Below are 26760 nucleotides of genomic sequence, written 5' to 3'. Positions count from 1 at the left end.
TTTCAAATCAATATTATCTTAATTTGAACGCAATGCCCAAATAAAGCTATTAAACTAACCGTTTGTGGAAGAAGGAAAACTGAAATAATAACATTTCGGTTCGACCTTTTTATAAACGGTATAACTTTTTTCAAAACAGTACATCTTTTTTACAAACGGTACGACTTTATTTCAAATCTACATAATACTAAATTGATCTATACAATTTCATTCATGAAAAAGATAATAAAGTTGTTTAATTTTTACCGAGCAAACGCCCCTGTTAGTTAATAAGTAGGAAACTCTACAACGGATATAAGTAAATCAAAATCATAAAATGGTGAAGGAGCATTAAAGACCTAAATTTTCAACAATTAGATACCAATTTCACTTCATCTATAATTAAATTACTATCTAACCATTCTTCTAACATCTTATTGAATAGTTTTGGATCTGCTAAAGGTATCCCATGACCAATCTTAGGAATGATAACTCCTTGACAATTGGGATTTTTAGCCATAATTTCCTTCATTGAATCCTTCATTATTTTTTTCTCTTTTTCACCAACAGTAACTAATATATTGTGTGGGTATTCCCTGAATGTTTTAGGTATTTTAAATGAAGAATTTTCATTCATAACCCTTAAAAAAGCGTCTTTGTTTACTTGTAGACTTTCTTGATAATAAAGATTAAAATACTCCTCGCCTATATATAGGGTTTTTGCTTGAACTTTAGAAAATGTTTTATTCTTTACCAGTGGTAATGCTATTGTCATTATCTTATTTAATATTTTTGCAAAAGGAATCGGTTTAACCAAAGCACTGTTAATCATTGCAAAATCAATTAAATCTTTTTTCTTACTAATCATTGAAAGGAGTACTTGGGAACCTAAAGAGAAACCTATTGCCACAACAGACTTACCTTCTCTTTTTTCTTCTATTAATTTAATTATTTGCTCTGCTGCATGATCAATTGAAAAAAATTGTTCATCTTTTCTGCTATATCCATGTTCAGGTAGGTCAAGAACTAAACAATGAAAATTTTGAGAGAAGTAATCAACTTGTTTATCCCACATCCAACTACTTACTCCGCCACCATGTATATAAACCATCATTCTTTCATGTTCTACTCCAAATTCTTTATAATACAAGTAATTCCCCCCAGCTATGAATTTCGTCCCTTACCAAGATTATACAGTACTTTTCACTTGAACTATATTTATTCTTGCATTGCAAGTACTTTTCTTACACTAGCCTGCTGCTTTAGTTCAATAAGAATTAAACAACTTTATTATTTTTTAAAGAACTTTATTGTAAGTTAAACAACTTTATTGTCACTAAACACAAGTACTCATTATTTACTCGACATTCACTTGATTGATTAAGACAGCTTTAAACCTTATAAAAATAAAGCCGATGATTCCTTAGCGTAGGAAAAATCGGCTTCTTTCATGTCGAATTTGCTTAGCGTATATTTTCGTTAAAATGTGGGCATGGGCTATGTTAATGAATTAACCATTTCTAGCCCTCACAACCAACGAAAGCTATTCTAGACCAATTCTCAATAAGTTCAATGACGTTGTTTGCGATCTTTTCGAAGGAGAACTTTCAAAAATGTCTCAGTTTCTCGATATGATAAAGAAAACTAAATATGAATACGACTATCTTTTTCCTCATCTAAAAAGGAAAAGAAGGGAAGTAACATACCGAATAAAGAAGGAATCATAATAAAGTTACCAATCATGATATACAAAAGACGGATGCCAGAGACTTCAACAATTTGTCCCGCAAATAAAATACCTAAAGGCATAGTAGCCCGAATTAGAAAGAGACGAACAGAAAACACTTGTCCCATAAGATGAGAAGGAACGTTTTTTTGAAGGAGACTTGTTTGGTGAATATTGAAAAATGGAAAACAAATACCTCCTAGAAATTCGCACAAAAGGGCAAAGGGAAAGGATGTTACTAAGCCAAGTAAGAAAAAGGATAGTCCGCCCATGAATAGACCTGAAAGCATGATATATCTAAGCGACCACTTATTTCTCCATTTACCTACTAAGAAAGAGCCGCCCACATACCCTAAAGGAAAGCTGCCCATAAAAAGGCCGTATGAAAAAGATGTTCCTTTGAATTCTTCTATTATATAAGGAGCATTGATTACCATCGTTACCCCGACGCTAAATTGCACTAAAGAAGTAAAAAATCCAAGCCATATGAGCGGACGTTGTTTGAAAAAGTATTGATATCCGGCAATGATTTGTTTTAACCAAGTAGTCTTTTTATTATCGTGTATAACCGAAGGCTCATGGAGATAAGAAAGGCTACCGGCACTTATAAGAAATAAAATTCCTACTACTATGTAAGTAGACAAAGTTCCTATGTAAGCGATTATGAGTCCCCCTAACGTAGGAGCTAAGAAACTCATGATACGCATTGTTCCATCAATCCAGGCGTTGGCTTGTGTTAATCTGTCCTGTTGTACAATCGTAGGAAGCAGGGCTGATGCAGCTGGAACATAAAGAGGCTGCAGAATCCCAAGTACCACTTGAATAACAAATAAACTCCATATCTCAATCTGCCCCAAGAACATAAGAAGAGCGGGTAAGAAGAACACAATTCCTCTTAAAGTTTGAGAACACAGCATAATATATTTACGGCTTATCCGGTCAAGGAAAGGGCCGATAAAGAGCTGAAGAATTAAAGACGGGATAAAATATGTTAACCATAGCGTTCCCATAGCTGATTTTGATCCAGTCAGTTCGTACAATAACAGCGAATTACATAGAGCTCCTATCGCTCCTCCAAGTTCAGAGATGGTTTCCCCAAGCCATAAACATAAAAAGGAACGATTGGTAAATACAGATTGATGTTGCTCCATCTCTTCACCCCTTTCCTAGAAAGCGTTGTAATTTTTCTTGAAGGGAAGTTAAGTGGTCAAGCTGTACATAATACCGAGAACCTTTGCCATTAATAATCCGAGCTGCCCGAAGTAAAGACAAATGATGATGAAGCGTAGTTTTTGGAGTTTTGAGCTTCTCGGTTAACTCTTGAAGTGAATGATCTCTTTCAGTTAGCAATTTAATAATTTTTAATCGTGTTTCATCTCCAAGTGCTTTATAACTATGAACTAATGTAGACGGAGGGGAATAAGGATCCTCTACTAAACTCACATTATCGTCTGAAATGGGATAATAAAATACTTTAATCCCTGGTAAAGTCGTTTCTACGTTCCAAGGCCGGTACACATATTGCGGGATAAGTATGACTTGATGAATAGAAGGTTCAGGTTGATATGTACTACCTGTTATATATTTGACAAGTTCTTCCGGGTGATAAGTTGATTGAAGGGCACGTTTTTGCTGGGCATCACGCTCAAGCATGTTAGTAAACTCTATGCAGTTAGGCTGTATCACTGTTTCATGCCAGCCTTTAGAGATGATTTTCAAGTGTCGTTTAAGTAGGGAAGTATCGACAGATGAAATATGTTTGATATATACCGGGAAAAATTTGTGATGTTGACAAGCTTTTATGAGGGAAGCTATAGCTGTTTCTTCTTTACGTGATGCTTTTCTTCGATTGTCTTCATGCTGTAACCCGATATAAGGTAGAGAGTGCCAACGTAATTCCTCTTCAGTTAGTTCATCAAGAAAATGAAAAAAGCTTTCAAGAGAATCAAAAGAATGGGAGTGAAGTAGCTGCAGTAAAGCGAACCATGTATTGTGTTTATGCGTGTATTGTAGTTCTTCTTGAACGGTAACGGGTATTTTTTTCTCAATGGCCCTCCAATAATCTATCGGCTTTTCAAAAGTATGGTGAAAATCATAATAGGTACAAGCCGCAATACCTAGTCCCATTTCGAATAAAATCGAATGTTTAATTTGAACAGAATACGTTTCTCTTGTCGCGTTTAAATTCATAACTTTCATTGTTCATCCTCCTTTTTCATTTATTCTGTATTTTTAGAATTTTATTTTCAATATTTTTCGAATGATTTTAATAATATATATAACATGAGAACTACAGGAAGGTTTTTCAAAAACAGTGAAGAATTTGTATAGGGTTAAAATACATTAAAAGTATAGGGATGAGAAAAATATGAACATACAACAATTCAAGCAAAACATTGAAGAAATATTTGGAGAACATTTACATAAGTACGGAGATCAGTTTGGACTAACAAACGTGAGTAATGAAGAGTTTAGTAGAATAGGTTATGCAACAAATTTAACGCTCGAAACAATTGAGGAAGCAAAGAAAGAGAATGTAGATATGATGATTACGCATCACGCTGCATGGGAGTTCTTGTATGGAATGGAAGAAGCTTGTATAAGAAAACTGAAAGAATATAACATCAATCACTTTTGGATACACTCACCGTTAGATTTCGTTGAATTTGGAACGTGTACGTCGTTGTTTCATGTAATCGAAATTGATAAAATTGTAAGTTATTCTTCTTGTGATGATGAAGAATTACCTGGCATTGGCGAATATACAGATCCAATTCCATTTTCGCAGCTAGTCGAGAGAATAGAGAATAAGCTAGGTGAAAAGGTGAAAGCATGGAAAAATAATGATAAGGAAGTAAAACGAGTTGGTATTTTAACAGGAGCAGGACATTCAACTGATCATATTCAAGCTGCGTTAGACAGTGACTGTGATACATACATCACAGGAGAAAAGACGTTATATACAGTTCAGTATGCACAGTTTAAAAATATTAATCTTATCGTAGGTAGTCATACATTTACAGAAATATTTGGTGTGAAAAGTTTCGTAAAAAGGCTGCAGGAGTTGGATAACTCTATGGAGATTATTCAATTGTATGAAGGGCATATAGAGTAATAGATTAATATATTTTTGTATAAAATCACCAAAAAAGGCTTAACCCTTGAAGAATAAGGTGCAAGCCTCTTTATTTGCTATGGATATATCTTAGATGAACTAGATCTGTATGAAATATATGTCACTTTCTACATCTATAACATAATAAAATGGGGAAGGGGATAAATAGATTGAAGATCAAAACATATATGTTAAATGCCTTCACTAAAGATGAAGAAGGTGGGAATCCAGCTGGGGTTGTTTTAGATACAAAAGGTCTTACAACAGAAGCTATGCAAGCTATTGCAAACAAACTAAATTTCTCTGAAACCGCCTTTGTACTTCCTTCTGCAAATTCAGATTACGAAATTAGATACTTTACACCTAATGAAGAAGTTGCTGTATGTGGACATGCTACAATTGCTGCTTTCTCCTTATTAGCTCAGATTAAAGCAATCACGAAAAAGATATACACAATAAAAACGAAAGCGGGGATACTAAGTGTACAGGTGTATAACAATAGAATGATATCTTTACAGCAAAATCCTCCTGATTTTCTTAAAATACTTCCCTGCGAAGAGATTACTAAATCTTTAAATTTAGATGAGGAAAAACTAATACCTGACATGCCCATTCAAATTGTATCTACAGGCTTACGCGACATTATTATACCTGTAAGAAGGCTTTCAAACCTGCTAGAGATTACTCCTGATATGAAAAGAATTGCTGAAATAAGTAAAAAATATAATGTAACTGGCTATCATGTATTTACGCTGGAAACACTACGTAATTCTACAGCTCATTGCAGAAACTTTGCACCTCTGTTTGATATTCCAGAAGAAAGCGCTACTGGTACATCAAATGCAGCATTAGCATGTTATTTAATACGGCAAAATAACAATTTTAAAAAATATAGTACCTTTACCTTTGAGCAAGGGTATGTAATGAATAAACCTTCAGAGGTTGTTGTAAATGTATCTACTAACCTTGGTAATCTTACAGATGTTCAAGTAGGAGGCTTTGCTTCTCATTTTCAAGAACAATATATTTCTATTAACAGAAATAAAGGGGGAGAGAATTGAATAAATATAGTTTACTCTTATTCGATTTGGACGATACACTTCTTGATTCCACTTGGTTTAATGTTGGGCTAATTAAGACTCTTGAAATGCATCCTATAACAAGAAACCTTGACGCATCAGTATTCCTTGAGAAAAAATTACATGTCCCAAAATCCTTATTGGAGCGTTTTAAGAATCGTAAACTAACTCCAGGGGAATTTAGAAGGGCTAGGTGGAAGCATGCTTTTTCTCATTTTAACGTGTTACCTGATGTAGAACTTATTGATGAGCTTGATGCACTGTTTTTTAAAACAGGTATGGCTTGTATTGGTATAAATAATTCAATTAAAAGCTTGTTACATGAATTAAAAATACATTATGACCTTGGAATAGTCAGCAATGGATTATATGATCCGCGATTAAAAATTCTCCAAATGGGACTGTCGGAAGTATTTAGCAACGACACAATATTCCATGCTGAGCAACTAGGTTATAGAAAGCCAGATCCAGAAATTTATATGGTGGCATTGGACCACTTTGGTAAAAAGCCGGAGGAAACTCTTTTCATTGGTGATTCTTGGACTCATGACGTAGTTGGACCAATAAAAGCTGGGATGGACGCCATTTGGGTTAATGCAAAGAACCTTTCCAAAACTACTACACATATTCCAATTGCAGTTGTATCAGATGTCACAGAAATACGGCATATATTGTTCAACAATAACTAATGTAACGGAATTTAAAATTAATCAATTTAACTGATAATGAGACTTATGTAAAGATAGAAGGTGTGATTTTATGTTTTTTCTTCAAATGTCTGGTTTTCCGGGATCGGGTAAGTCAACTTTGTCTAGGGTAATATCAAAAATGACAGGTGCGATTGTAATAGACCATGATATTGTGAAATCGGCACTTCTAGAATCTTTTGGGGTAGATCATATCGATACAAGGGTTGCTGGTAAAATTTCATATGACATCGAATGGGCTTTAATAGATTTTCATTTGTCACAAGGACATGATGTGATACTTGATAGTCCTTGTTTGTATGTAGCAATGGTGGAAAAGGGGACAGCTTTGTCTAAGAAACATCATGCAAAATACAAATATGTTGAATGTTATCTGAATGATATGCAGGAAATTGATAATCGGCTAAAGAATCGGAAGCGAATGATTAGTCAAATTCAGCATGTAGAATCTGAAGAATTATTTAAGAAATGGGTTGAAAATAGTAAAAAACCATCTGATTATCATTATTTAATTGTTGATTCTGGACAACCTTTAGACAGTTACATAAATGAAGTGATTCATTATCTTGATAATTAAAATAAAGGGGATTCTTCATGTTTGGCTTCTCTACGCACTTTCTCCTCAATCATATAAAATAAATCCATCATAATAATACTGAATTTTTTTAAAATATGTAAATTTTTGATGTATGGAAATTGACAATTACAAAAAATAGATATAGAGGAAAAGAAGAAATCAATGTAAATAGATTGGTAAAGACGAGGCATTGAATATTTGCTTTGTACTTTATGTTGTAATGATAGTGTTTTTAATATATGAAACGAAAGGGAAGAGAGTGGAGACGTTATGTTAAAAGGGATATGGAAGTTATTGTGTGTAATTCTTTTATCTTTCATGGTAGTAGGTTGTGCTGCTACTACACAAAAGGAAGAGCAAGCGGCGGTAAATGTAAAGTGGCCGTTTTATAAAGTTGAAAAAAACGGAAATCATTTGTATATATTAGGCACGGTTCACATAGGAGAAAAAGGGATGTATCCATTCCCAAGTAAAATAAAAGAAGCAATGAAAAGTTCGAAATATCTTGTAACTGAGATTGATATGAATAATGTTATGAGCAGAGAAAGTCAAGAGCAATTATTGAATGCGCCTAAGTTAGGCGATAATAAGAAGTTGGATAGTTTATTATCACCAGAGGCAAAAACGCATTTAAATGAAGTTGTACAAGATTATGGTATTCCATATGAATCGTTACAAGATTATCGACCTTGGTATGTTTCTAATAGTTTGTCACTGGCTGCTTTAGAAGGAAGTGGATTTGATGCAACGCTTGGTGTTGACAATCAGCTAGTTCAACTAGGAAAAGAATTAAATTTAGAAAATAAATCACTTGAAAGTATCGCGATGCAGTTTGAATTTTTACAAAAAGCATATCCCGATGAGGATGCTGATCAGTTAATTAAAGAGCTTCCCAAAAAAGAAGCTGCAAAAGAACAATTCATAAAGTTGATGGAAGCTTATAAAAAAGGAGATGTACAGAAGGAATTCAAAAAGCAAAGTAATGAAAAGATTGATGAATATTTAGTGAAAGAAAGAAATACGATGTGGGTACCGCAGCTTGAAGCGTTTATAATAAGCGGAGATGTTCATTTTGTCGCTGTTGGTGCAGGACATTTAGAAGGGGAAAATGGTGTATTAACTTTGCTGAAAAAGAAAGGTTATACAATTACAAAATAATTTATAGTGCATCATATACACGAAAACGTGAGAAAGCTGCAATGATTTTTGGGCTTTCTCACGTTTTCCTTTATGTTATAAACTTTTATGTTGAATTTCGTGTTGAATGTTTACAAGGAATTCATCAAATGGTGCAGCTGAAGATTGTTGTTCCCCGAATTTTCGGATATTTACTTCGTTACGCTCAGCTTCTTGATCGCCAACAACAAGAACATATGGGATTTTTTGAACTTGTGCTTCTCGCATTTTATAACCGAGTTTTTCATTGCGAAGATCAAGTTCTACTCGTACACCAGCATCCTTTAACTTTTCTTCTATTTCTTTTGCGTATTGTTCATGCACCTCAACTGATACAGGAATAATTTTTGCTTGTACGGGAGCTAACCATGTTGGGAATGCTCCGGCGAAATGTTCAATTAAGATTCCAAAGAATCGGTCAAGTGAACCGAATACAGCACGGTGAATGACAACAGGACGTTGTTTTTCATTTTTCTCATTAATGTAGCTTAAATTGAATTTTTCTGGCATTTGGAAGTCGAGTTGTACAGTTGCACATTGATGACTTCTGTTTAAAGCATCTTTAATGTGGAAGTCAATCTTCGGACCGTAAAATGCTCCGTCACCTTCATTAATTTTATAGCGGAAATTTAGTTGTTCTAGTACATTTTGCAGGGAACCTTCTGCCTTATTCCATAACTCGTCGTCGCCCATTGAATTTTCCGGTCTTGTAGAGAGCTCAACTTCATATTGGAAACCGAATGTACGATATACGTAATCGATTAAATCAATGACTTCTTTTATTTCATTTTCAATTTGTTCAGGTGTTACAAAAATATGAGCATCATCCTGACAGAATGTACGAACTCTGAGAAGTCCATTTAGAGCACCGCTAAATTCATGGCGATGGACTTGGCCGAATTCAGCTATTCGAACTGGTAAATCACGATAAGAGTGCAATTTATTTCTAAACATCAGCATATGGCCAGGGCAGTTCATCGGCTTTAAGGCAAATTTTCCATGATCAACTTCTGTGAAATACATGTTCTCTTTATAATGGTCCCAATGACCAGAGTTTTCCCATAGTTTTTGATTCATGATAAAAGGAGTACGGACTTCTTGATAATTACGCTTTTGTTGAATCCCTCTTAAAAAAGCTTCCATTTCATTTCGGATGATTTGTCCTTTTGGTAAATAAAATGGCATTCCTGGAGCTTCTTCAGAGAACATAAACAATTCTAATTCATTTCCTAATTTGCGATGGTTTCGTTTTGCAGCTTCTTCTAAAAAGATTACATACTCATCTAGTTCTTTTTTAGAAGGGAAGGCAACCCCATATATTCTTTGAAGGACTTTGTTATTACTGTCACCGCGCCAATATGCTCCTGAAACGTTTGTTAATTTAAAAGCTTTCATAAAGCCAGTAGATGGTAAATGTGGTCCACGGCATAAGTCGAGAAATTCACCTTGTTTGTAAAGAGTTATGTTTTGATCAGCAGGAATATCTTGTAATAACTCTAGTTTTAAATGGTCACCGAGCTCTTCAAATATTTGCTTTGCTTCATCACGGCTCACTTCGATTCGTTGAATTTCCAAATCTTCATTAATAATTTTTTGCATTTCTTGTTCAATTTGAACTAACTCTTCAACCGCAACACTATTAGGAAAATCCATATCATAATAAAATCCATTTTCAATAACAGGACCGACTCCTAAGTTGATGTGACCATGTATTCTTTTGACAGCTTGTGCTAATATATGGGCTGCAGTATGTCGCAGCACGTCTAAGCCTTCTTTTGATTCTAAAGTTAAAATCTCAATTTCTGCATCTTCCTGTATGCCTCTGTGTAAATCAAATAGTTGATGATTCACTTTGCCTGCAATAGCTTTCTTTCTTAGCCCAGGGCTAATAGATTCTGCAATTGCTTCTAATGTAATTCCTTTCACGTAATCCTGTTCACGACCATTTGGAAAACGAATTTGAATCATTTTTTCATTCATCATTATCACTCCATTTTATGAATATAAAAAAACGCACTCATCCCTAAAACAGGGACGAGTGCGTTAATACCCGTGGTTCCACCCAGATTCCCATCGTACTTTATAAAAAGCACTGATGGCTCCATGCGCTGTAACGTAGCGTCTACGGCATTGGATACTATAATTCCCCAATACAGCTCCAAGGTGGTAAGTTATTCTCCTGTGTTAGGAAGATCTCAGCAATTCTTCCTTCTCTGTAAAACCGTAAGAATACCTCATGTCCTTTTCGTTGCCAATTGTTGTATGGAATTAAGAAAATAAAAAACGCACTCATCCCTAAAACAGGGACGAGTGCGTTAATACCCGTGGTTCCACCCAGATTCCCATCGTACTTTATAAAAAGCACTGATGGCTCCATGCGCTGTAACGTAGCGTCTACGGCATTGGATACTATAATTCCCCAATACAGCTCCAAGGTGGTAAGTTATTCTCCTGCGTTAGGAAGATCTCAGCAATTCTTCCTTCTCTGTAAAACCGTAAAGAATACCTCGTGTCCTTTTCATTGCTTTTTTATAACATTTGTATGTTGACTCATAATATACAATATTTAAATTATTTTTGCAAACCTGTTTTTAAATAAATTGTGACTCTTTTAGGGAATTTTTTGATTATACGATTGATATAGCTGACTAAGAAATACAACAAGTATTGTTCCTATATCATATGTAAAAAGAAAACTTATTTTACAAAAATTCTCAAAAAATAAACAGTAAATATATGGGTTTTGATATACTACAAATAAACATCTAAAAATATCAGAAAAAACAGAAAACAAAAGCGGAGAGAAGGGATGAAGAGGGTATGTCAATTTTAGAAAGAATTCGGGAAAATGTCTCGCAAGTGATTGTAGGAAATGTAGAGGTTATTGATTTAGCTATGATTGCATTGGTAGCAAACGGACATGTCTTACTAGAAGATGTCCCAGGAACAGGGAAGACGTCATTAGCGAAAAGTCTTGCAAAAAGTATAGATGGGAAGTTCCAACGTGTACAATTTACATCAGATACATTGCCGGGCGATGTAGTAGGTTTAGAGTATTTTGATATGAAAGAATCGGATTTTAAAACGAGAATGGGGCCAATTTTCGCTAATATTGTGCTGGTCGATGAAATTAATCGTGCCGTTCCGCGTACGCAGTCTGCTTTATTAGAAGTAATGGAGGAGCGTACTGTCACAATTGCTGGAGAAACGCATGTGCTGCCGCAGCCGTTTATTGTACTTGCTACGCAAAACCCATTAGAATCTGCGGGTACTTTTCCGCTTCCAGATGCTCAGTTAGATCGCTTTCTATTAACGATTCGTCAAGGGTATCCAAATCGAATACATGAAAAGGAAATGTTACGTCGTTTTCGCCAGCAAGATCCGCTCCGCAGCTTACAAAGTGTTGTGTCTCTTGCAGACATTCTTTCTTTGCAAGAAAAAGCGAAGCAGGTTGAAATTCATGAAGAAGTGGAAGATTACTTACTTGATATTGTGGAAAAGACACGTCAACATGAACTCATTGAAATTGGGGTGAGCCCGCGCGGCTCGTTAGCTTTCATGCGAGCAGCACAAGCTCGTGCGTTATTAAAAGGGAGAGAATTTTGTACACCTGATGATTTTTATACATTGGCAGAGCCTGTTTGTTCTCACCGTTTAACACTTAGCATTGAGGGGGATATGAAAACAACGAAAGCACATGTAATGAAAGAAATTTTGGAACAAGTAGCTGTTCCAGTGGAGAACGTATGAAAGAGAAATTAACAATTAAACGTCCGTTTGTGGAAACGTATGTTGCAGTGATAGTTGCCTTTGTTACAGTACTAATGTGGTTATTTGTACAAAATTTCTTTCTGTTTGTACTTGCTTTTTTTTATTTGCTTATGGTTAGTTTTGTTCATTGGTATGTTCGCAAGGCTTCACAAATATATTGTGAAATAACGCAACAACATGAACGTCTCTTTATTGATGAGACTGGGCATTGCCGTTTACGCATTGTAAATGCAACAAAACTGCCGATTTTTGAAGTTGCCTTTCGGTTCCGCTCAGATGAACATATGAAATGGATATGGTCAGAAGGAGAATTAGAACAATCGGTTCATTCTTATCGCATTCCTTTGCAGCTGAAAAAACAGGAAACGTTAGAAATAGATTTACATGTATCAGCACAGCAAAGAGGATTACATAGCTGGCAAGAAGCAGAACTTATTTTGTCCGATCCATTTCGGTTTATTACAATTCACATACCGATAAGTAGACAACATCTTCCGTGTTTCCGTATATATCCTCGCATTGCTAAGGTAAATATTCCAGAAACAAACAGCTGGAAGCATGGATTTCGAACTGCGGCTGTATCTCCTCTTTATGATGAAACGAAAATCATTGGAGTAAAAGCATATGAACACGAATCATTTCGTTCTATACATTGGGGAGCAACGGCAAAAACAGGTGTATTAAGTGCAAAAAAATATGAATATACGCAAGGTGATCGGTACGCAGTCTATTTAAATGTATTAGGTTCAACGGGTTATACACTGCGTCCAGATATAGAGTATTTAATTGAAGTAACAGCGGGCGTTTGCCGGCAACTAATAGCACAAGATTGTTCATTTGAGCTATGGGTGAATAGTATGTGCGAAAATGGAATTGTCCATATAACGTCTGGTAAATACCGAAAACAATTACATAAAACATTACAATTATTGTCGTCCTTAACAGATCGAGATGTTCCGCTGTCCTCGTCTTATTTCTATCAAACTGGCTTCCGTCTGAAAGAAGTTGGAGCTATTCCGATTATTATTGGGAATCCACCTGAAAAACATGGGGGATGGTTGCAAGTGGTGAAATAAATTAAATAAACGTATTGAAAACAGGGAGGTTACATGACGTTTGGGAAAGAATCGTATTTTTATTGTTCGTACTATGATTTGTCTTTGCTTACTGGTCATAGCAACTGCTTTATCGCAAGGAGCGATGATTACACAAGAAAAGTTTCAGCAGTTTATTCATCCAAAGAAAGATATGGAGGTCGACTGGGAAGGAAGACCTCCATTTTTTCCTGGAAGTGAAATGGGAAAAGAGATTGAAAATGATGAAACGAATGGAAAAAAAGTAAAAGTATTTACAAATTGGAAGTTAAGAAAAAATGGTTTGGAAGGTTTATTTCAGAAAAATACAGCTGTATATACTACAATCGGTGGACTTGTTCTAGGAAGTGTTATTATCACCTATTTTGTACGTCGTAAAAAGAAAAAAGTTGTAAACCCTTTGATGAAAAAGGATATAAAGGTTATAGAAAGTGAAAGAGAAAATCATGAAAATGCGGGAGAGTTTACGTTTCTTCCAGAAGAGGAAATACGAGTGGCTCTAATTGAGTGGGAGAAGACGTTGCCGCAATATGAGAAGAGGCGTCCGTTTGAAACGATTCAGCGATGGTTATCTCGTATAAAGAGAAGTGATGAAATTATATCTATTTACGAGCAGGTACGTTATGGACGAAAAATAGGTTTTAGCGAAGAAATACACCGATTGAAAAAATGGACAGAAAAAAATTAAAAGCAAAAAACATCCTAAACTTAACAAGTTTAGGATGTTTTTTTACGTGCAAGATCATGAGAAGTATCCACATTAGGATTATTCTTCACTCGTAATAGACTAATTCCATAGCCTAATAAAGCTCCGATGAGTGCTGGAACGATCCATCCTAATCCAGCATCATATAAAGGTAAGATGCGAGAGAATAAGGAATTTATTGCATCAACTTTCAAATTTGCCGCATTCAGTCCATCAAAGATACTTACAATAAAAGTGAATAGTAAACTTACTTGATATACTTCTGATCTTCCTTTAAACAATCGATGTAAAAACGTTAAGAAAATTAGCATAATCGCCAAAGGATATATCGCTGTTAATACAGGTACAGATATGGTAATCAGTTCTGTTAAGCCAAGATTAGCAATAAGAGCACTGAAAGCAGCTAAAATAACAGCAAATGTTTTATATGATATTTGTGGAAATACTTTATGGAAGTAGGATGAACATGCTGTTGTAAGTCCAACACTTGTTGTTAAACAAGCTACAGAGATCATCAATCCTAATAGTAAATTTCCTAAAGAACCGAAGTAGTAATTTGCTACTTTTGATAAAACTTCGCCGCCATTTTCTAAATGACCTAATTTAGAAACACTAGAAGCACCCATATATGAAAGTGAAGTGTAAACAGTAATTAATACGACAGCTGCAATAATCGCCGCTTTTATACAAACATTTATAATCTCTTTTTTGTCACTTACGCCTTTCGATTTGATGGCATTAATAATGATAATACCAAATACGAAAGCTGCGAGAGTGTCCATTGTTAAATAGCCTTGCTGAAAGCCTTTGAAGAAAGAATTTGTTACAAATTCTTGTGTTGGTGCTTGAAATTCACCAATTGGCTTTATTACTGCGGTAATAACTAAAATTCCAATAAATGTTAATTTAATTGGAGTTAAAAATTTCCCGACAACATCAACGATCTTTGTAGGGTTTAAAGAGAGTACACAAGTAATCGTGAAAAACAGAATAGTGAAAATAATTAAAGGTAAATGACCACTATTTTCTCCTACAAATGGCTTTACTCCTATTTCAAAGGATACGCTTCCTGCTCTAGGTAAAGCAAAAAGAGGACCAATTGCTAAATAAAGGATAAAAGTGTATACACTCGCAAACCATGGGTGTACACGACTTGCCATTGCTTGTAGGTCATCACTACCTGAAACACCAAATGCTAATACACCAAGTAGTGGTACGCCAACACCTGTAATTAAAAATCCTGCGGTTGCAACCCATACGTTACTTCCGGCTGTTTGTCCTAACATAGCAGGGAAAATTAAATTACCTGCTCCAAAGAAGAGAGCAAAAAGCATAAGCCCAATCACAAAAATATGTGAAGTTTGCACTTTTTTTGTCACGAAAAAACCTCCAAATTAAAATATTTTGAATTTTTACACAAAAGAATTCGATGTAAGGTCGCTTTTTGTCGAACCATTAACGATAATAACAAAAATAAATTATTATGCAAGACAAAAATGAATTTTTCGTAAATTTATTTTGTCTATCATTTTCATTATATAGAAAATTTAATCAATTACAATTGATAAGCGCTTTCTTTTAGTGGTTTATCATATGATATTTTATGGCAATTATTATTTTTATATAACAAACAAAATAATAAATTAAATATTCAATAAAATTAAGAGTTTGTTTTCAGAAAATATAGAACAAAAAAGGAAAATTTGTGATATCATGGATATAAATGAGAGTTTGGAGAGGGATTTTGTTACTCAAACGTTAAGTTATTGAACTGTGGAAGTTTAATTTCACGTATTGTTCGTAATATTTTGGATTAATTTGTATTCATTGTAATGAGAAAGGAAGAAATAGTATGCAGCATTATGTTTGTACAACGTGTGGTGTCCAGTATCCACTTTATAAAGAACCGCCTGTAAACTGTATAATTTGTAATGAAGAACGCCAATATGTAAATCCAATGGGACAATCATGGACAACTTTAGAAAACTTACAGCAAAGTAAGACATATAACAATGAGATTTTAATGGAAGAAGAACATTTACATAGTATTACAACGAAACCTGAATTTGCAATTGGCCAAACTGCTTATTTAGTTCAAACAGATAAGTTTAATTTGTTATGGGATTGTATCGCTTATATTGATGAGGAGACAGTAGAAAAAGTGAATGAGTTAGGAGGAATTCACGCGATTGCTTTATCGCATCCGCATTATTATTCTACACAGGTAGAATGGGCGGAACGATTTGATGTTCCTATATACATTCATGAAGATGATAAAGAATGGGTGATGCGCCCAAGTAATCGTATTATATTCTGGTCTGGAGAATCTTTAAATCTTTCCGAGGATATTACAGTGCATCGTTTAGGCGGACATTTTAGTGGTGGTTCGGTTTTACATTGGGGAACTGGAGATGAAGGAAGAGGAATATTATTAACTGGGGATATTATTCAGGTTGTTGCTGATCAAAGCTGGGTAAGCTTCATGTATAGTTATCCAAATCTAATTCCATTGCCAGCAAGTAAGGTGAAAGAGATGGCTGAAAGAGTAAAAAAATTAAAGTTTAATCGTTTGTATAATGCATTCCATCGAATTGTGAAGGAAAAAGCAAATGAAGCTGTTCAAAAATCAGCGAAAAGGTATATTGAGGCGCTTGAAGGGAAATTAATACATAAATAAAAAGACCCTTTTTAGAGAGAGTGTGGATTTAAAAATTTAGCAGAAGTCATCATTAGAAAAAATAAAAGAAATCAAGTGTTGAAAAAACAAAAGTAAAAGCGCAAAGTCTTATAGATTTTGCGCTTTTACTTTGTGGAAGAGAAATCTTTATTTCTTTCTTTTGGGTCTCCTTACTAATTCGCCACCGCAATTTGGACAGACATGATGTGTGTTCTCTGTACAAGGTGGACAAAAAGTACATTCATACACACATATGTATGCTTCTGAATCTTCTCGAAGAGTGGTGTTACAAGTTTGACAATTTGCTTTCATTTCTAGTGCCACGGGGTTTCCTCCTTACATAGAGAAATAATTTTTTATAATTATATGATAATATAGAATGGAGCTATTTTCCTTTCTGTTAATAATGCATTCTAAGACTTTTCTTTGTGTTTAAAACGAATTTATGAGAGGAACATTACAAATGAAAATAGATGTAATTGACGCACAAATCTTACAATGTTTAAATCAAAATTCTCGTCTTTCTATTCGTGAACTATCTAAAAAAGTTAATTTGTCTGCGCCTTCCGTGGCTGAAAGAGTACGGAAGTTAGAGGACGAGGGGATTATTGAAGGGTATACGACAAAAATTAATTATGATAAGTTAGGTTTTAATATTCATGCTGTATTAGAAGTGAAAACAAAAAATGGACAGTGTGAAAGGTTTAGAGCATACATGAAAGCTTATCCGAGAGCTGTTTTTTGTTATCGCGTAGCAGGGCCTGCTAACTATATAGCGAAAATTTCTGTTCGAAGCTTTCAAGAAGTAGAAGCGTTTATCGATGATGTTTCAAAATTTTCTGAAACAGTTACACATGTTATTTTTTCAAAAGTAGGAATAGGTAATAATGTGTTAGATTATTATAGTCCAGATGAGATGTAACGAATAAAATAAACTATGAAAAAAACAAGGATGGCATTTACACCACCCTTGTTTTCTTTATTTATCATTGGTATATAGAATTGTATATTTATTATGTGAAGAGGTCTCTCTTTTATCAATTGTAACGATAAGAACACTCACTACAATGAGAAAAGCCCCAATAAAAAATGTAGTTTTTAGCTCTTCATCCAGTAGTAACCATCCAAGAAATGATCCAACAAGCGGTTGGAAAAAGAAAAAGAGTGAGCCAATTCCTGCATCCATTAATTCCATACCTTTGTTCCAAAGAAAAAATGCACCCGCAGTTGAAATGATACCAAGGTAGAAAACTCCTAAGATCACCAATACGTTAAGGTTCTGTATGCGGTATGTTTGTAATTCCCATATCATACACGGTGTAATAAATAAAATCGCAAAAAATATCCCATATGTTGTAATGATTAAGGACGAAAAACGTTGCGAGGCGATTTTGACGTAAATAGATAATAATGCCCACGTAATAGCAGCCCCGACTAAGATGAGTGTTCCGGTGAAATACGATCCGATTTCTATATCCCATCCGATGACAATGACAACACCTATAGTTGCTAGGAGTACGGAAATGAACTTGCGAATGGTAATCCGTTCTTTCACTATTATTCTTGCAAAAATGATCATAAAGGCTGGTGTTGCTGATGTTACTAAAGAACCTGTATGTGCATCAGACAATTTTGTTCCAATGAATTGAAATGTAATAGAAACGAAATAACCGATAAAACCAATCCAGACAAATAATAACCAATCTTTTTTTTCGATTGGAATCTTTGTTTTCTGTTTTCGCTGCGTTATTTGTAAAATCATAAACAAAATTGTAAAGGCAATAACGAAACGTAACCAAACAAGCGTAAGCGGGGGAACAAAGTCTAGTACGTACTTACTAACAACATACATACCTCCCCAAATGCTTGCAGCAAGCGATAAACAAAATGCACCAAGTAATGAATGTCTCATATCATATGACCTCCGTCTATTTTTAGGATTAGAAATAGATATCCTTAAGACGAAGCATTTTATGCCCGTCTTAGAGACGGATTACTGGCTGATCATTTTCGAATAAGTTGTTGTAATACATCGCTATTCTCCTTTCTATCTTTAGTAAGTTTATTTTACTTGGTGAATTGACAAGTTTAAACGATAGTTGCCAAAGATTAAAATTTCATTTAATAAATTATGTAAATTTTCTTGGGAGTCCATTTGTACTTTAAGTAAATAACATCCTTCACCACTTATTTTATGGGCTTTTATAATGGAATCTTTATTTGTGATAAAGGAAGTGAATTTTGCGTGCTCATTTGTCTTCATGAAAACAGTAATAAAAGCTGTATACTGCACACCTAATTTTAGGTGATCTACTAAAATAGTATATGCTTTTATCTATCCCTCATCTTCCATTTTTCTAATACGGTTTCCAACAGCTTGACCTGTCATATGAATGCTTTTTCCAATATCCTTCCACTGTATACGTGAATTTCTCTTTAGTAAATCAAGTATTTGTAAATCTGTTGAATCAATCATGGTTTCAAACCCTTTCATGGCGAAATCATATGACTTTAAAGTCTTTCATGAGAATGTTATCGCAAATTCAATAAAGTTTTATAATAACATTATAACTTAATTTTCAAAATATTGGAGGGCTAATAATGAAGGTAGGTCTTTTATTAATTGATATTCAGAATGATTATTTTTCAGGTGGAAGATGTGAATTACATGAACCATTAAAAGCAGCAGAAAATGCAAAGAAAGTGTTAGATTTCTTTAGAAAAATGAATTTGCCTGTATTTCATGTGCAGCATATTTCAGTAAAAGAAGGGGCTACTTTTTTTCTTCCGAATACAGAAGGTGTAAAAATTCATCCTGATGTAGCGCCTTTTGACAATGAATATGTTGTACAAAAAAATTATCCAAACAGTTTTCGAAAAACAAATTTACTAGAGTTACTTCAGCGAGAAGGGATTGAACACTTGGTTATATGCGGAATGATGACGCATATGTGTATTGATACAACGGTTAGAGCTGCTAGTGATTTAGAGTTTGGATGCACAGTAATTGAAGATGCTTGTACGACAAAGGAGCTCATATTTCACAATGAAACGATTCAGGCCAAACATGTGCATGCGGCATTTATGGGTGCTTTAGATAATATGTTTGCGAAAGTAATAGAAACAGAAGAGTTTTTATTAAGTAGAATGTAATTGGAAAAAGAGGTCACTATACGGTATGTATAGTAGCTTCTTTTTTATTTTTGTTTGAGTGAAGATAAATCTTAATATTTTTATAAACCATTCCTTTTAACCATAACGTTTGACTGTACAGTTTATGTATTGTATGATGTTTTTAACATATGTAGGGAGGGAAGGTCGTTGGGAAGGTGTACCGAATCGGACAGTTGGCTCACATGGCTCATGTTTCGAAACGAACGATTGATTATTATACGAATCTAGGTATTTTGAAAGCGGAGCGATCTCAATCTAATTATCGCTACTACGACGAAACAGCAATTGAAACTTTACGTTTTATTGAGAGATGTAAAGAAATGCATATACCGCTTTCTGAAATTAAGGATAGGATCGAGGAGAAAAAGCTGCTCGGTGTTAATGAAAACGTTTCGGAACAAGTAAATAACGTAACAGAGCGTATCCACCGTTTGGAGACGGAATTAGTAGAATTAAAACCGTTATTAGAGGGGTTAACAGATTCACAGCGCGAAAAACTAACGAAACATTTATCAACTCAAACGACAGCTTTAATACAATCTCTTATCTTACTTTTATAGTAGGTAGAGCTATCCACCCTTTTAATTTCTGTATAGCGTTTTATTTTCTAGATTTAGAGAGTAAAAAAAGCAATTATTCATACAGGAGGTGGACACCTTAGTTTTCGAACTAAGGGGGATTCTTTGGAAATATTTAATTTAGTTATGATTGCGATTTTAATCGCATTTACTGGATTTTTCGTGGCAACAGAGTTTGCTATGGTTAAGGTGCGTTCAAGCCGTATTGATCAACTTGTTGCAGAAGGAAAACGAGGCGCGTTAGCAGCCAAAAAGGTAACAACAAATTTAGATGAGTATTTATCGGCGTGTCAGTTAGGAATTACCATTACAGCTCTTGCACTCGGATCGCTTGGAGAGCCTACGGTTCATCGTTTATTACAGCCGTTATTTCAAGATCTACATTTTTCAGAAACGGTTGCGAATTCAGTATCGTACATTCTTGCATTTGCAGCAGTTACCTTTTTACATGTTGTCGTTGGTGAGCTAGCACCGAAAACGGTAGCAATTCAAAAAGCAGAGACAATTACAATGTTGTTTGCAGCACCGCTTATTATATTTTACAAAATCATGTTCCCGTTTATCTGGATGTTAAATACATCAGCACGTCTTGTAACTGGTTTATTCGGATTAAAACCAGCTTCTGAACATGAAGTAGCACACTCGGAAGAAGAATTACGTTTAATTCTTTCAGAGAGCTACGAAAACGGTGAAATTAACCAAGCGGAGTATAAGTATGTAAACAATATTTTTGAATTTGATAATCGTCTTGCGAAAGAGATTATGGTGCCACGTACAGAAATCGTTGGTTTCTATCTTGAAGATTCAGTAGAAGATCATATGAAAATTATCCGAAGTGAAAAGTATACACGTTATCCAATCTTTGGAGAAGATAAAGATGATATTATCGGTATGGTGAATGTAAAAGATTTCTTTATTCGTTATATGAAAAATGATAAAGAAGATCTACCATCTATCCGAACGTTTATGCGTCCTATCATTGAAGTAATGGAAACTATTCCAATTCATGATTTACTTCTGCAAATGCAGAAAAAGCGAATTCCAATGGCTGTTTTGTATGATGAATACGGCGGTACAGCGGGAATTGTAACGCTTGAAGATATATTGGAAGAAATCGTTGGAGAAATTCGTGATGAATATGATGAAGATGAGCATCCTCCGATTCATCATGTTGATGAGCATCATAAAATTGTCGACGGAAAAGTATTAATTAGTGAGATTCAAGATTTATTTGGATTACACATTGATGAAGTAGAAGTTGATACAATTGGCGGCTGGGTGATGACACAAAATCACGAAATTCAAGAAGGACAATTTGTTGAAGCAGAAGGATATGAATTTAAAGTTTTAGAAAAAGATGCACATCAAATTAAGCGTATTGAAATTCGTAAAATAGATTTACAAGAAGAAGCAGCAACTGTATAGTTGCTGCTTCTTCTTGTGTCTCAAAGTGTGAGAGATTAATTGATTTTTATTTAGATAATTTAATATTCTTAATTATTTGGATATGTGATAAAATGAAAATTACGTCTTTTGAAGTTAGAGGAGGATGGATATGAATAAACAACAAATTATTGACGCGTATGACATACTTGCCGGCCATTATGAACATAGCGTCGATTATGAAAGTCCGTATAATACAGATTACGAACGTCCAGCTATGATGAATCAGTTTCCTGATAATCTGAGAGGAATGAAGGTACTTGATGCTGGCTGTGCGGCAGGGTGGTATACAGAACAGTTTCTTAATCGGGGAGCAGATGTAACTGCGATTGATGTAAGTTCAGAGATGATTGCTGCTACGAAGCGAAGAGTAGGAGAAAAAGCTGAGGTTTATCAATTAGATTTTGAAAATACGTTACCTTTTGCAGATTGTACATATGATAGCATTATTAGCTCTTTAGCTCTTCACTATATTGCAGATTGGGAACGAACATTTGCTGAATTTATGAGAATATTAAAGCCAAATGGAACATTTTTGTTCTCCGTTCATCATCCAGCAATGGACATACATTTATCAGAGGAAAAGGAATATTTTAAGCGCGAATTGCTTCATGATAAATGGAAGAAAAGCGGTAAATATGTTGATATGTATTTTTATCGCCGGCCATTGCAAGACATTATAAATAACACACTTCTTCATTTTGAAATTGAAAAAATGATAGAACCAACTCCTACAGAAGAATTGAAAAGAAATTATCCATCATCTTATGAAAAATTAATGAAACAGCCAAGTTTTTTAATTATAAAAGCGAAGAAAAAGAAAATCTAATAACGTGAGAATCTGGAAAAAACCTATTGTCTTGTAAGCTTTCTTCAAGTTAAATCTTAGGTCATATAGTCATAGAGTAATAGTCTTACAACACAGCAAGGTATAGCGGATACTAGTTGTTATATAAAGTCATAGTAATCTATTATTTGTAAGTATTTTCAGGGGAGGAATTATGTATACATATATTTACATGGTTAGACATGGCGAATCACCTAAAATAGAAGGGGACGAAAGAACACGTGGATTAACTGAAAAGGGGAGGCTTGATGCGCATAGAGTAACTGAATTATTGAAAGATGAAGGAGTAGAAACGTTTATTTCAAGTCCATATAGCCGAGCTGTGTTGACGATTGAGAATTTAGCTCATTTTTATGGTAAAGAAATATTAATATACGAAAACCTTAGAGAATGTATGTTTTCAAATGAAGATAAGATAATATCAGATAAGGAATTGTATCCAGTTGTAAAGAAGATGTTTTCCAATCCAGATTTTTCATTACTCGGAGGAGAATCAAATACAGATTGTCAGAGCCGATCTGTAGCAGTATTGAAAGATATATTAAAAAATTTTAAAGGTCATAAAATTGTAATTGGTACTCATGGACTTGTCATGACTTTAATGATGGGATATTTTGATAGTCAATATGGATTTGAATTTTTAATGCAGACATCAAAACCGGATGTATACAAGATGGAATTTAATGACGAACAATTAATTGATATAAAGAGATTGTGGACAGAATGATTTTGAATATTAACTGAGGAAGGTTGAAACCTCATATAACACCAATATCATGTTGACGATCATTGTCAGGTGTGTTAGTAACAGTACAACACAATGTTTTTATGTGGAATGCCTTGCATCTGTGCGGTGTGATAGCAAATTGAGTTGAGTACCAGTTTACGTACATACGATCTCAATGCAGTGCTGTAGCACTTTTTCGGTTCTACAAACTATAGATCCAAACAAATCTACAGCAATCCTTGCAATACATGTGAATGGCAGGTGCACGCAAATACACCTGTACCAGGGAGGATGCGTGTTTTTTATGCATTTTGGGGTACTGATACATGCCCATCAAGTTAAGAAATCCATTCTTCCCCAAAACGAAAAAAATGAATTGAATGCTCATAAATAACCGTAGGGATATAAAATTTTCGTTTTGGAGACATTTAAAAATCTTAGGTTGATGGATATGAGATATCGCCAGCATTTTTGGAAAAAACAGGCTAAGCAATAAATACAATAAGCCCCCCATATGGACAGCACATATACATAATTCTCGTTATGGGAAGTGACAAAAACTCTTGTTGTTTTTGTCACTTCCCATTCGTACAATCAGCTTTCCCTTCTTCATTCAAATAGTATGAAGAAGGGTAGTTGAACGAAAACTAAGCGGACTCCATAATTTCTGCACATTTTTGTTTTACTATACTTGTGACAAAGTGCAGAGGAGGAGAATTTTTGATAATGAAGCGTATTACGTTATTACTTATTAGTCTTGTTACTGCTTTTTCCTTAGCAGCATGTTCTACAGCTACTAAGGAGAACGATCAATCCAGCATGGGAAATATGAAACATGGGACTATGAGTGACATGAATCATTCAAGCTCTGACGAAATTCCAAAAGGCCTAAAAGAAGAAAAAAATTCAACCTATAAAGTAGATAGTCAAGTTATTGTAAAGGCAGACCATATGGAAGGCATGAACGGTACGAAAGCAACGGTTGTGGGGGCTTACGATACGACAGCTTATACGGTCTCTTATACTCCAACCACTGGTGGAGCGAAGGTAACCAATCATAAATGGGTCATTCAAGAGGAAATTAAAAACGCAGGTGATGAAACCTTGAAACCTGGTACTGAAGTCACTTTAGAGGCAGACCATATGAAAGGTATGATGGGTGCAAAGGGAACAATTGATTCAGCGGAAAAGACTACTGTTTATATGATTGATTATACTCCAACTACTGGTGGAGAAAAGATAACCAATCATAAATGGGTAACAGAAAATGAACTTTCAACAAAATAAATAATTTATATTTTGAAGCCGATTTCTAACTTGAAATCGGTTTTTGATTTCCTTAAAGGGTTATCAATGCAGAGACGTCGATTTACCAAAGTAACTAAATCCCAGAAGTCCATTCATACCAAGAGTTTGCCAGCCTTCCGTTCCCTCCACTGTATGTAGGATTTCATACATCCCTGTCACAACGGCATTTGGCAGTTCAAATCGTTCTCGTATCCTGCATGAAATCCTGCATATCCTTAGGGTTTAAAATCCGCATTTTCCCGACGATACCCCATGCCCGTCAAGCTAAGAAATCAAGTTGCCCCTAAAACAAGAAATCTCACTTTTTATCTGAAAAAAGATAAGAAGTGAGATTTTTTTGGATACTACCAATAATGTTACGTTATGTTGACCAAGCATGAATACTATATTCATAAGGTAACTAATTCCAATTGATTATATAATTAAGAGATAAGATTAAGTAAGAAAGGAGTAAAGATATGATAATTGGAGAACTAAAAGAAATTATAAGACATCCAATAAAGTCATTTCGCGGAGAAAATGTTCAACAAACTTACATTGCGTCCTATGGCTTATATGGAGATAGAAGCCATGCCTTTTTAGATGAAACAAGACCAGGAAAGTATTTAACCGCAACACAACTTCCTGAAATGATTGGTTATACAGCGAGTTTTATAGGAGAAGAATCTTTGGATACATATCCACCAATCAAAATCGTTTCTCCTGAAGGAAAAATATACAAGTGGGGAAATCAAGAATTACTTAGAGAATTAGAACAAAAATCAAATCGTAAAATTAAAGGTATACAATACTCACCTCAACAAGTACCCCTAGGTGCAATTGAAGAAGAACATGTATTAATTGTGACTGATACGTCATTACAAGAAATGGGTACAATGTGGGGACAAGATGTGAATCATAGGAGATTTCGTCCAAACTTGATATTCTCATTATATGAAAATATTCCTTTCGTAGAAGATACATGGTTTGGAAAATGTATACGTATAGGGGAAGCGGAATTAGAAATAGTAAGACACTGTGAACGCTGCATGATTATTACCATTGATCCCAACACATTAACATTGGAAAAGACTCTCTTAAAAACTGTTGTACAAAAAAGAAATAATCATTTTGGAGTCTATGCATCAGTTATAAAACCAGGAAAAATAAATGTTGGAGATTCTATCATATTAGAATAATCTTCAATAACACTGATTCTGTATGCTAGGAATGATATAGATCGCTAATCCGTAGCACGAATTGTGATTTTTGAAATTTTTGAATTGTAATAGAAAGAAAATAAAGAAAATTCATAGCTTTCTTACAACTGTGTATGTTATTATGACAACAGACTTTTAGGAAGAGGTGGATACATATGTTACAAGCGTTACTTATTTTCTTACTGCAAATTATTTACGTGCCAATTTTAACAATCCGTACTATTCTGCTTGTAAAGAATCAAACAAAGTCCGCTGCTGGTGTTGGGTTGCTAGAAGGAGTCATCTATATTGTTAGTTTAGGAATTGTATTTCAAGATTTATCAAACATGATGAATATTGTAGCTTATGTCCTTGGTTTTAGTGCTGGCTTGTTACTTGGCGGTTATATTGAAAACAAATTAGCTATTGGATATATTACGTATAATGTTAGTTTACTAGAGCGTTGCGAAGAACTTGTGATCGCACTAAGACATGCAGGATTTGGTGTGACAGTCTTCATCGGAGAAGGAATTAATTCTGAGCGCTATCGTTTAGATATTGTAGCAAAACGTTCGCGTGAAAAAGAGTTGTTAGAGATTATTAATGAAATCGCACCGAAAGCATTTATGGCTTCTTATGAAATTCGCTCTTTCAAGGGCGATATTTAACAAAAGCGATGAAAAAACGTGCGTTAATGAAGAATAAAGATGATCAGGCATCATGAGAGAAAAGGCGAAGCTGAGTGGCTTGGCCTTTTCTCTTATTAATTTTATGTTAGAAGGAACATTCTCTTCTGTTGAACACCTTAGGGTCTGACTTGCTAGTTTAATAGGAGAGGGACTATCAACAAATTCAGTTTCAAACATCAATAAAGGGCCCTAACGTATTAGTCATATAT

General features: G+C 34.6%; 24 protein-coding genes, 2 pseudogenes and 1 other annotated feature. Of the genes and pseudogenes, 18 read left to right on the top strand and 8 right to left on the bottom strand.

From position 1 onward, the window contains the following. Positions 1-346 precede the first annotated feature (346 nt). The 3 genes from cesH to AB1284_RS11940 form a co-directional block, all read right to left on the bottom strand. Positions 347-1129, bottom strand: a complete 783-nt coding sequence (gene cesH, locus AB1284_RS11950; RefSeq protein WP_429749149.1) for a cereulide biosynthesis alpha/beta hydrolase CesH — start codon at positions 1127-1129, stop codon at positions 347-349. Between the two features lie 494 nt (positions 1130-1623). Further along, on the bottom strand, positions 1624-2856 hold the full coding sequence (locus tag AB1284_RS11945) for an MFS transporter (protein WP_429749150.1): 1233 nt from the start codon (positions 2854-2856) through the stop codon (positions 1624-1626). A 4-nt stretch (positions 2857-2860) separates the two neighbouring features. Continuing rightward, positions 2861-3904, bottom strand: a complete 1044-nt coding sequence (locus AB1284_RS11940; RefSeq protein ID WP_429749152.1) for an ArsR/SmtB family transcription factor — start codon at positions 3902-3904, stop codon at positions 2861-2863. A 169-nt stretch (positions 3905-4073) separates the two neighbouring features. On the opposite strand from AB1284_RS11940, the gene AB1284_RS11935 reads away from it, so the two are divergent. The 5 genes from AB1284_RS11935 (at position 4074) to AB1284_RS11915 (ending at position 8341) form a co-directional block, all read left to right on the top strand. Continuing rightward, the gene (locus tag AB1284_RS11935) at positions 4074-4820 is read left to right on the top strand and encodes a Nif3-like dinuclear metal center hexameric protein (protein ID WP_429749154.1); all 747 of its coding nucleotides are present in this window, start codon (positions 4074-4076) and stop codon (positions 4818-4820) included. Positions 4821-4990: 170 nt separating this feature from the next. Continuing rightward, entirely contained in the window at positions 4991-5881 is an 891-nt protein-coding gene (locus tag AB1284_RS11930) for a PhzF family phenazine biosynthesis protein (RefSeq protein WP_429749156.1), read from the top strand. Next, positions 5878-6588, top strand: coding sequence for an HAD family hydrolase (locus tag AB1284_RS11925; RefSeq protein WP_429749158.1), 711 nt, complete (start codon positions 5878-5880; stop codon positions 6586-6588). Before AB1284_RS11930 ends, AB1284_RS11925 begins: the two co-directional genes overlap by 4 nt. A 70-nt stretch (positions 6589-6658) precedes the next feature. After that, a complete protein-coding gene (locus tag AB1284_RS11920) occupies positions 6659-7183 on the top strand; it encodes an AAA family ATPase (RefSeq protein WP_429749160.1) in 525 nt (174 codons plus the stop codon). Positions 7184-7453: 270 nt separating this feature from the next. Next, positions 7454-8341: a TraB/GumN family protein gene (locus tag AB1284_RS11915; protein ID WP_429749162.1), complete on the top strand. Its 888-nt coding sequence runs from the start codon at positions 7454-7456 to the stop codon at positions 8339-8341. Positions 8342-8416: 75 nt separating this feature from the next. Here the strand turns inward: AB1284_RS11915 and thrS are convergent, their stop codons facing one another. After that, positions 8417-10339: a threonine--tRNA ligase gene (gene thrS, locus AB1284_RS11910; protein ID WP_429749163.1), complete on the bottom strand. Its 1923-nt coding sequence runs from the start codon at positions 10337-10339 to the stop codon at positions 8417-8419. Positions 10340-10658: 319 nt separating this feature from the next. Next, positions 10659-10890 (bottom strand) — a binding site (T-box leader). Positions 10891-11179: 289 nt separating this feature from the next. Here thrS and AB1284_RS11905 point away from each other — a divergent pair. The 3 genes from AB1284_RS11905 to AB1284_RS11895 are packed head-to-tail and all read left to right on the top strand — an operon-like array spanning position 11180 to position 13912. Next, entirely contained in the window at positions 11180-12109 is a 930-nt protein-coding gene (locus AB1284_RS11905) for an AAA family ATPase (RefSeq protein WP_429749165.1), read from the top strand. Next, positions 12106-13206 (top strand): DUF58 domain-containing protein, encoded by a 1101-nt coding sequence (locus AB1284_RS11900; RefSeq protein WP_429749167.1) that lies wholly within the window; start codon positions 12106-12108, stop codon positions 13204-13206. Before AB1284_RS11905 ends, AB1284_RS11900 begins: the two co-directional genes overlap by 4 nt. Before the next feature lie 40 nt (positions 13207-13246). Beyond that, positions 13247-13912: a hypothetical protein gene (locus tag AB1284_RS11895; RefSeq protein WP_429749169.1), complete on the top strand. Its 666-nt coding sequence runs from the start codon at positions 13247-13249 to the stop codon at positions 13910-13912. Positions 13913-13941: 29 nt separating this feature from the next. Here AB1284_RS11895 and brnQ read toward each other — a convergent pair whose 3' ends face one another. Continuing rightward, complete coding sequence (brnQ, locus tag AB1284_RS11890; RefSeq protein WP_429749171.1) at positions 13942-15309, bottom strand: branched-chain amino acid transport system II carrier protein; 1368 nt, start codon at positions 15307-15309, stop codon at positions 13942-13944. A gap of 473 nt (positions 15310-15782) precedes the next feature. Here brnQ and AB1284_RS11885 point away from each other — a divergent pair, with 473 nt between their 5' ends. Beyond that, a complete protein-coding gene (locus AB1284_RS11885; RefSeq protein WP_429749173.1) occupies positions 15783-16607 on the top strand; it encodes an MBL fold metallo-hydrolase in 825 nt (274 codons plus the stop codon). Positions 16608-16754: 147 nt separating this feature from the next. Here AB1284_RS11885 and AB1284_RS11880 read toward each other — a convergent pair whose 3' ends face one another. Next, the gene (locus AB1284_RS11880; RefSeq protein ID WP_429749175.1) at positions 16755-16931 is read right to left on the bottom strand and encodes a DUF1272 domain-containing protein; all 177 of its coding nucleotides are present in this window, start codon (positions 16929-16931) and stop codon (positions 16755-16757) included. Between the two features lie 139 nt (positions 16932-17070). Here AB1284_RS11880 and AB1284_RS11875 point away from each other — a divergent pair, with 139 nt between their 5' ends. Then, positions 17071-17529 carry an Lrp/AsnC family transcriptional regulator gene (locus tag AB1284_RS11875; RefSeq protein ID WP_429749177.1) on the top strand — a complete coding sequence of 153 codons (459 nt, stop codon included), beginning with the start codon at positions 17071-17073 and terminating at the stop codon, positions 17527-17529. Positions 17530-17586: 57 nt separating this feature from the next. Here the strand turns inward: AB1284_RS11875 and AB1284_RS11870 are convergent, their stop codons facing one another. Then, on the bottom strand, positions 17587-18519 hold the full coding sequence (locus tag AB1284_RS11870; protein ID WP_429749178.1) for a DMT family transporter: 933 nt from the start codon (positions 18517-18519) through the stop codon (positions 17587-17589). A gap of 150 nt (positions 18520-18669) precedes the next feature. After that, positions 18670-19101, bottom strand: a pseudogene (locus AB1284_RS11865) (Lrp/AsnC family transcriptional regulator). Positions 19102-19208: 107 nt separating this feature from the next. Between AB1284_RS11865 and AB1284_RS11860 the strand changes: the two are divergent. From AB1284_RS11860 to AB1284_RS11825, 8 genes and pseudogenes are all read left to right on the top strand, one after another. Continuing rightward, positions 19209-19760 (top strand): cysteine hydrolase family protein, encoded by a 552-nt coding sequence (locus AB1284_RS11860; protein WP_429749179.1) that lies wholly within the window; start codon positions 19209-19211, stop codon positions 19758-19760. A gap of 176 nt (positions 19761-19936) precedes the next feature. Then, positions 19937-20341 carry a MerR family transcriptional regulator gene (locus tag AB1284_RS11855; RefSeq protein ID WP_429749180.1) on the top strand — a complete coding sequence of 135 codons (405 nt, stop codon included), beginning with the start codon at positions 19937-19939 and terminating at the stop codon, positions 20339-20341. A 123-nt stretch (positions 20342-20464) separates the two neighbouring features. Further along, positions 20465-21784, top strand: a complete 1320-nt coding sequence (locus tag AB1284_RS11850) for a hemolysin family protein (RefSeq protein WP_429749181.1) — start codon at positions 20465-20467, stop codon at positions 21782-21784. A 130-nt stretch (positions 21785-21914) separates the two neighbouring features. Beyond that, positions 21915-22631 carry a class I SAM-dependent methyltransferase gene (locus AB1284_RS11845; protein ID WP_429749182.1) on the top strand — a complete coding sequence of 239 codons (717 nt, stop codon included), beginning with the start codon at positions 21915-21917 and terminating at the stop codon, positions 22629-22631. A gap of 172 nt (positions 22632-22803) precedes the next feature. After that, positions 22804-23376: a histidine phosphatase family protein gene (locus AB1284_RS11840; RefSeq protein ID WP_429749183.1), complete on the top strand. Its 573-nt coding sequence runs from the start codon at positions 22804-22806 to the stop codon at positions 23374-23376. Positions 23377-24102: 726 nt separating this feature from the next. Further along, positions 24103-24663, top strand: a complete 561-nt coding sequence (locus AB1284_RS11835; RefSeq protein ID WP_429754284.1) for a DUF1541 domain-containing protein — start codon at positions 24103-24105, stop codon at positions 24661-24663. Positions 24664-25142: 479 nt separating this feature from the next. Beyond that, the gene (locus tag AB1284_RS11830; protein ID WP_429749185.1) at positions 25143-25862 is read left to right on the top strand and encodes an MOSC domain-containing protein; all 720 of its coding nucleotides are present in this window, start codon (positions 25143-25145) and stop codon (positions 25860-25862) included. A gap of 176 nt (positions 25863-26038) precedes the next feature. Further along, a pseudogene (locus AB1284_RS11825) lies at positions 26039-26586 on the top strand (DUF2179 domain-containing protein). Positions 26587-26760: the final 174 nt, after the last annotated feature.

Origin of the sequence: Bacillus sp. S2(2024), from assembly GCF_050474045.1 — a bacterium.
GTDB classification, from domain to species: domain Bacteria; phylum Bacillota; class Bacilli; order Bacillales; family Bacillaceae_G; genus Bacillus_A; species Bacillus_A yunxiaonensis.
Note: the sequence above shows the minus strand (reverse complement) of the source record. Positions and strands in the feature narration are given on the sequence as shown.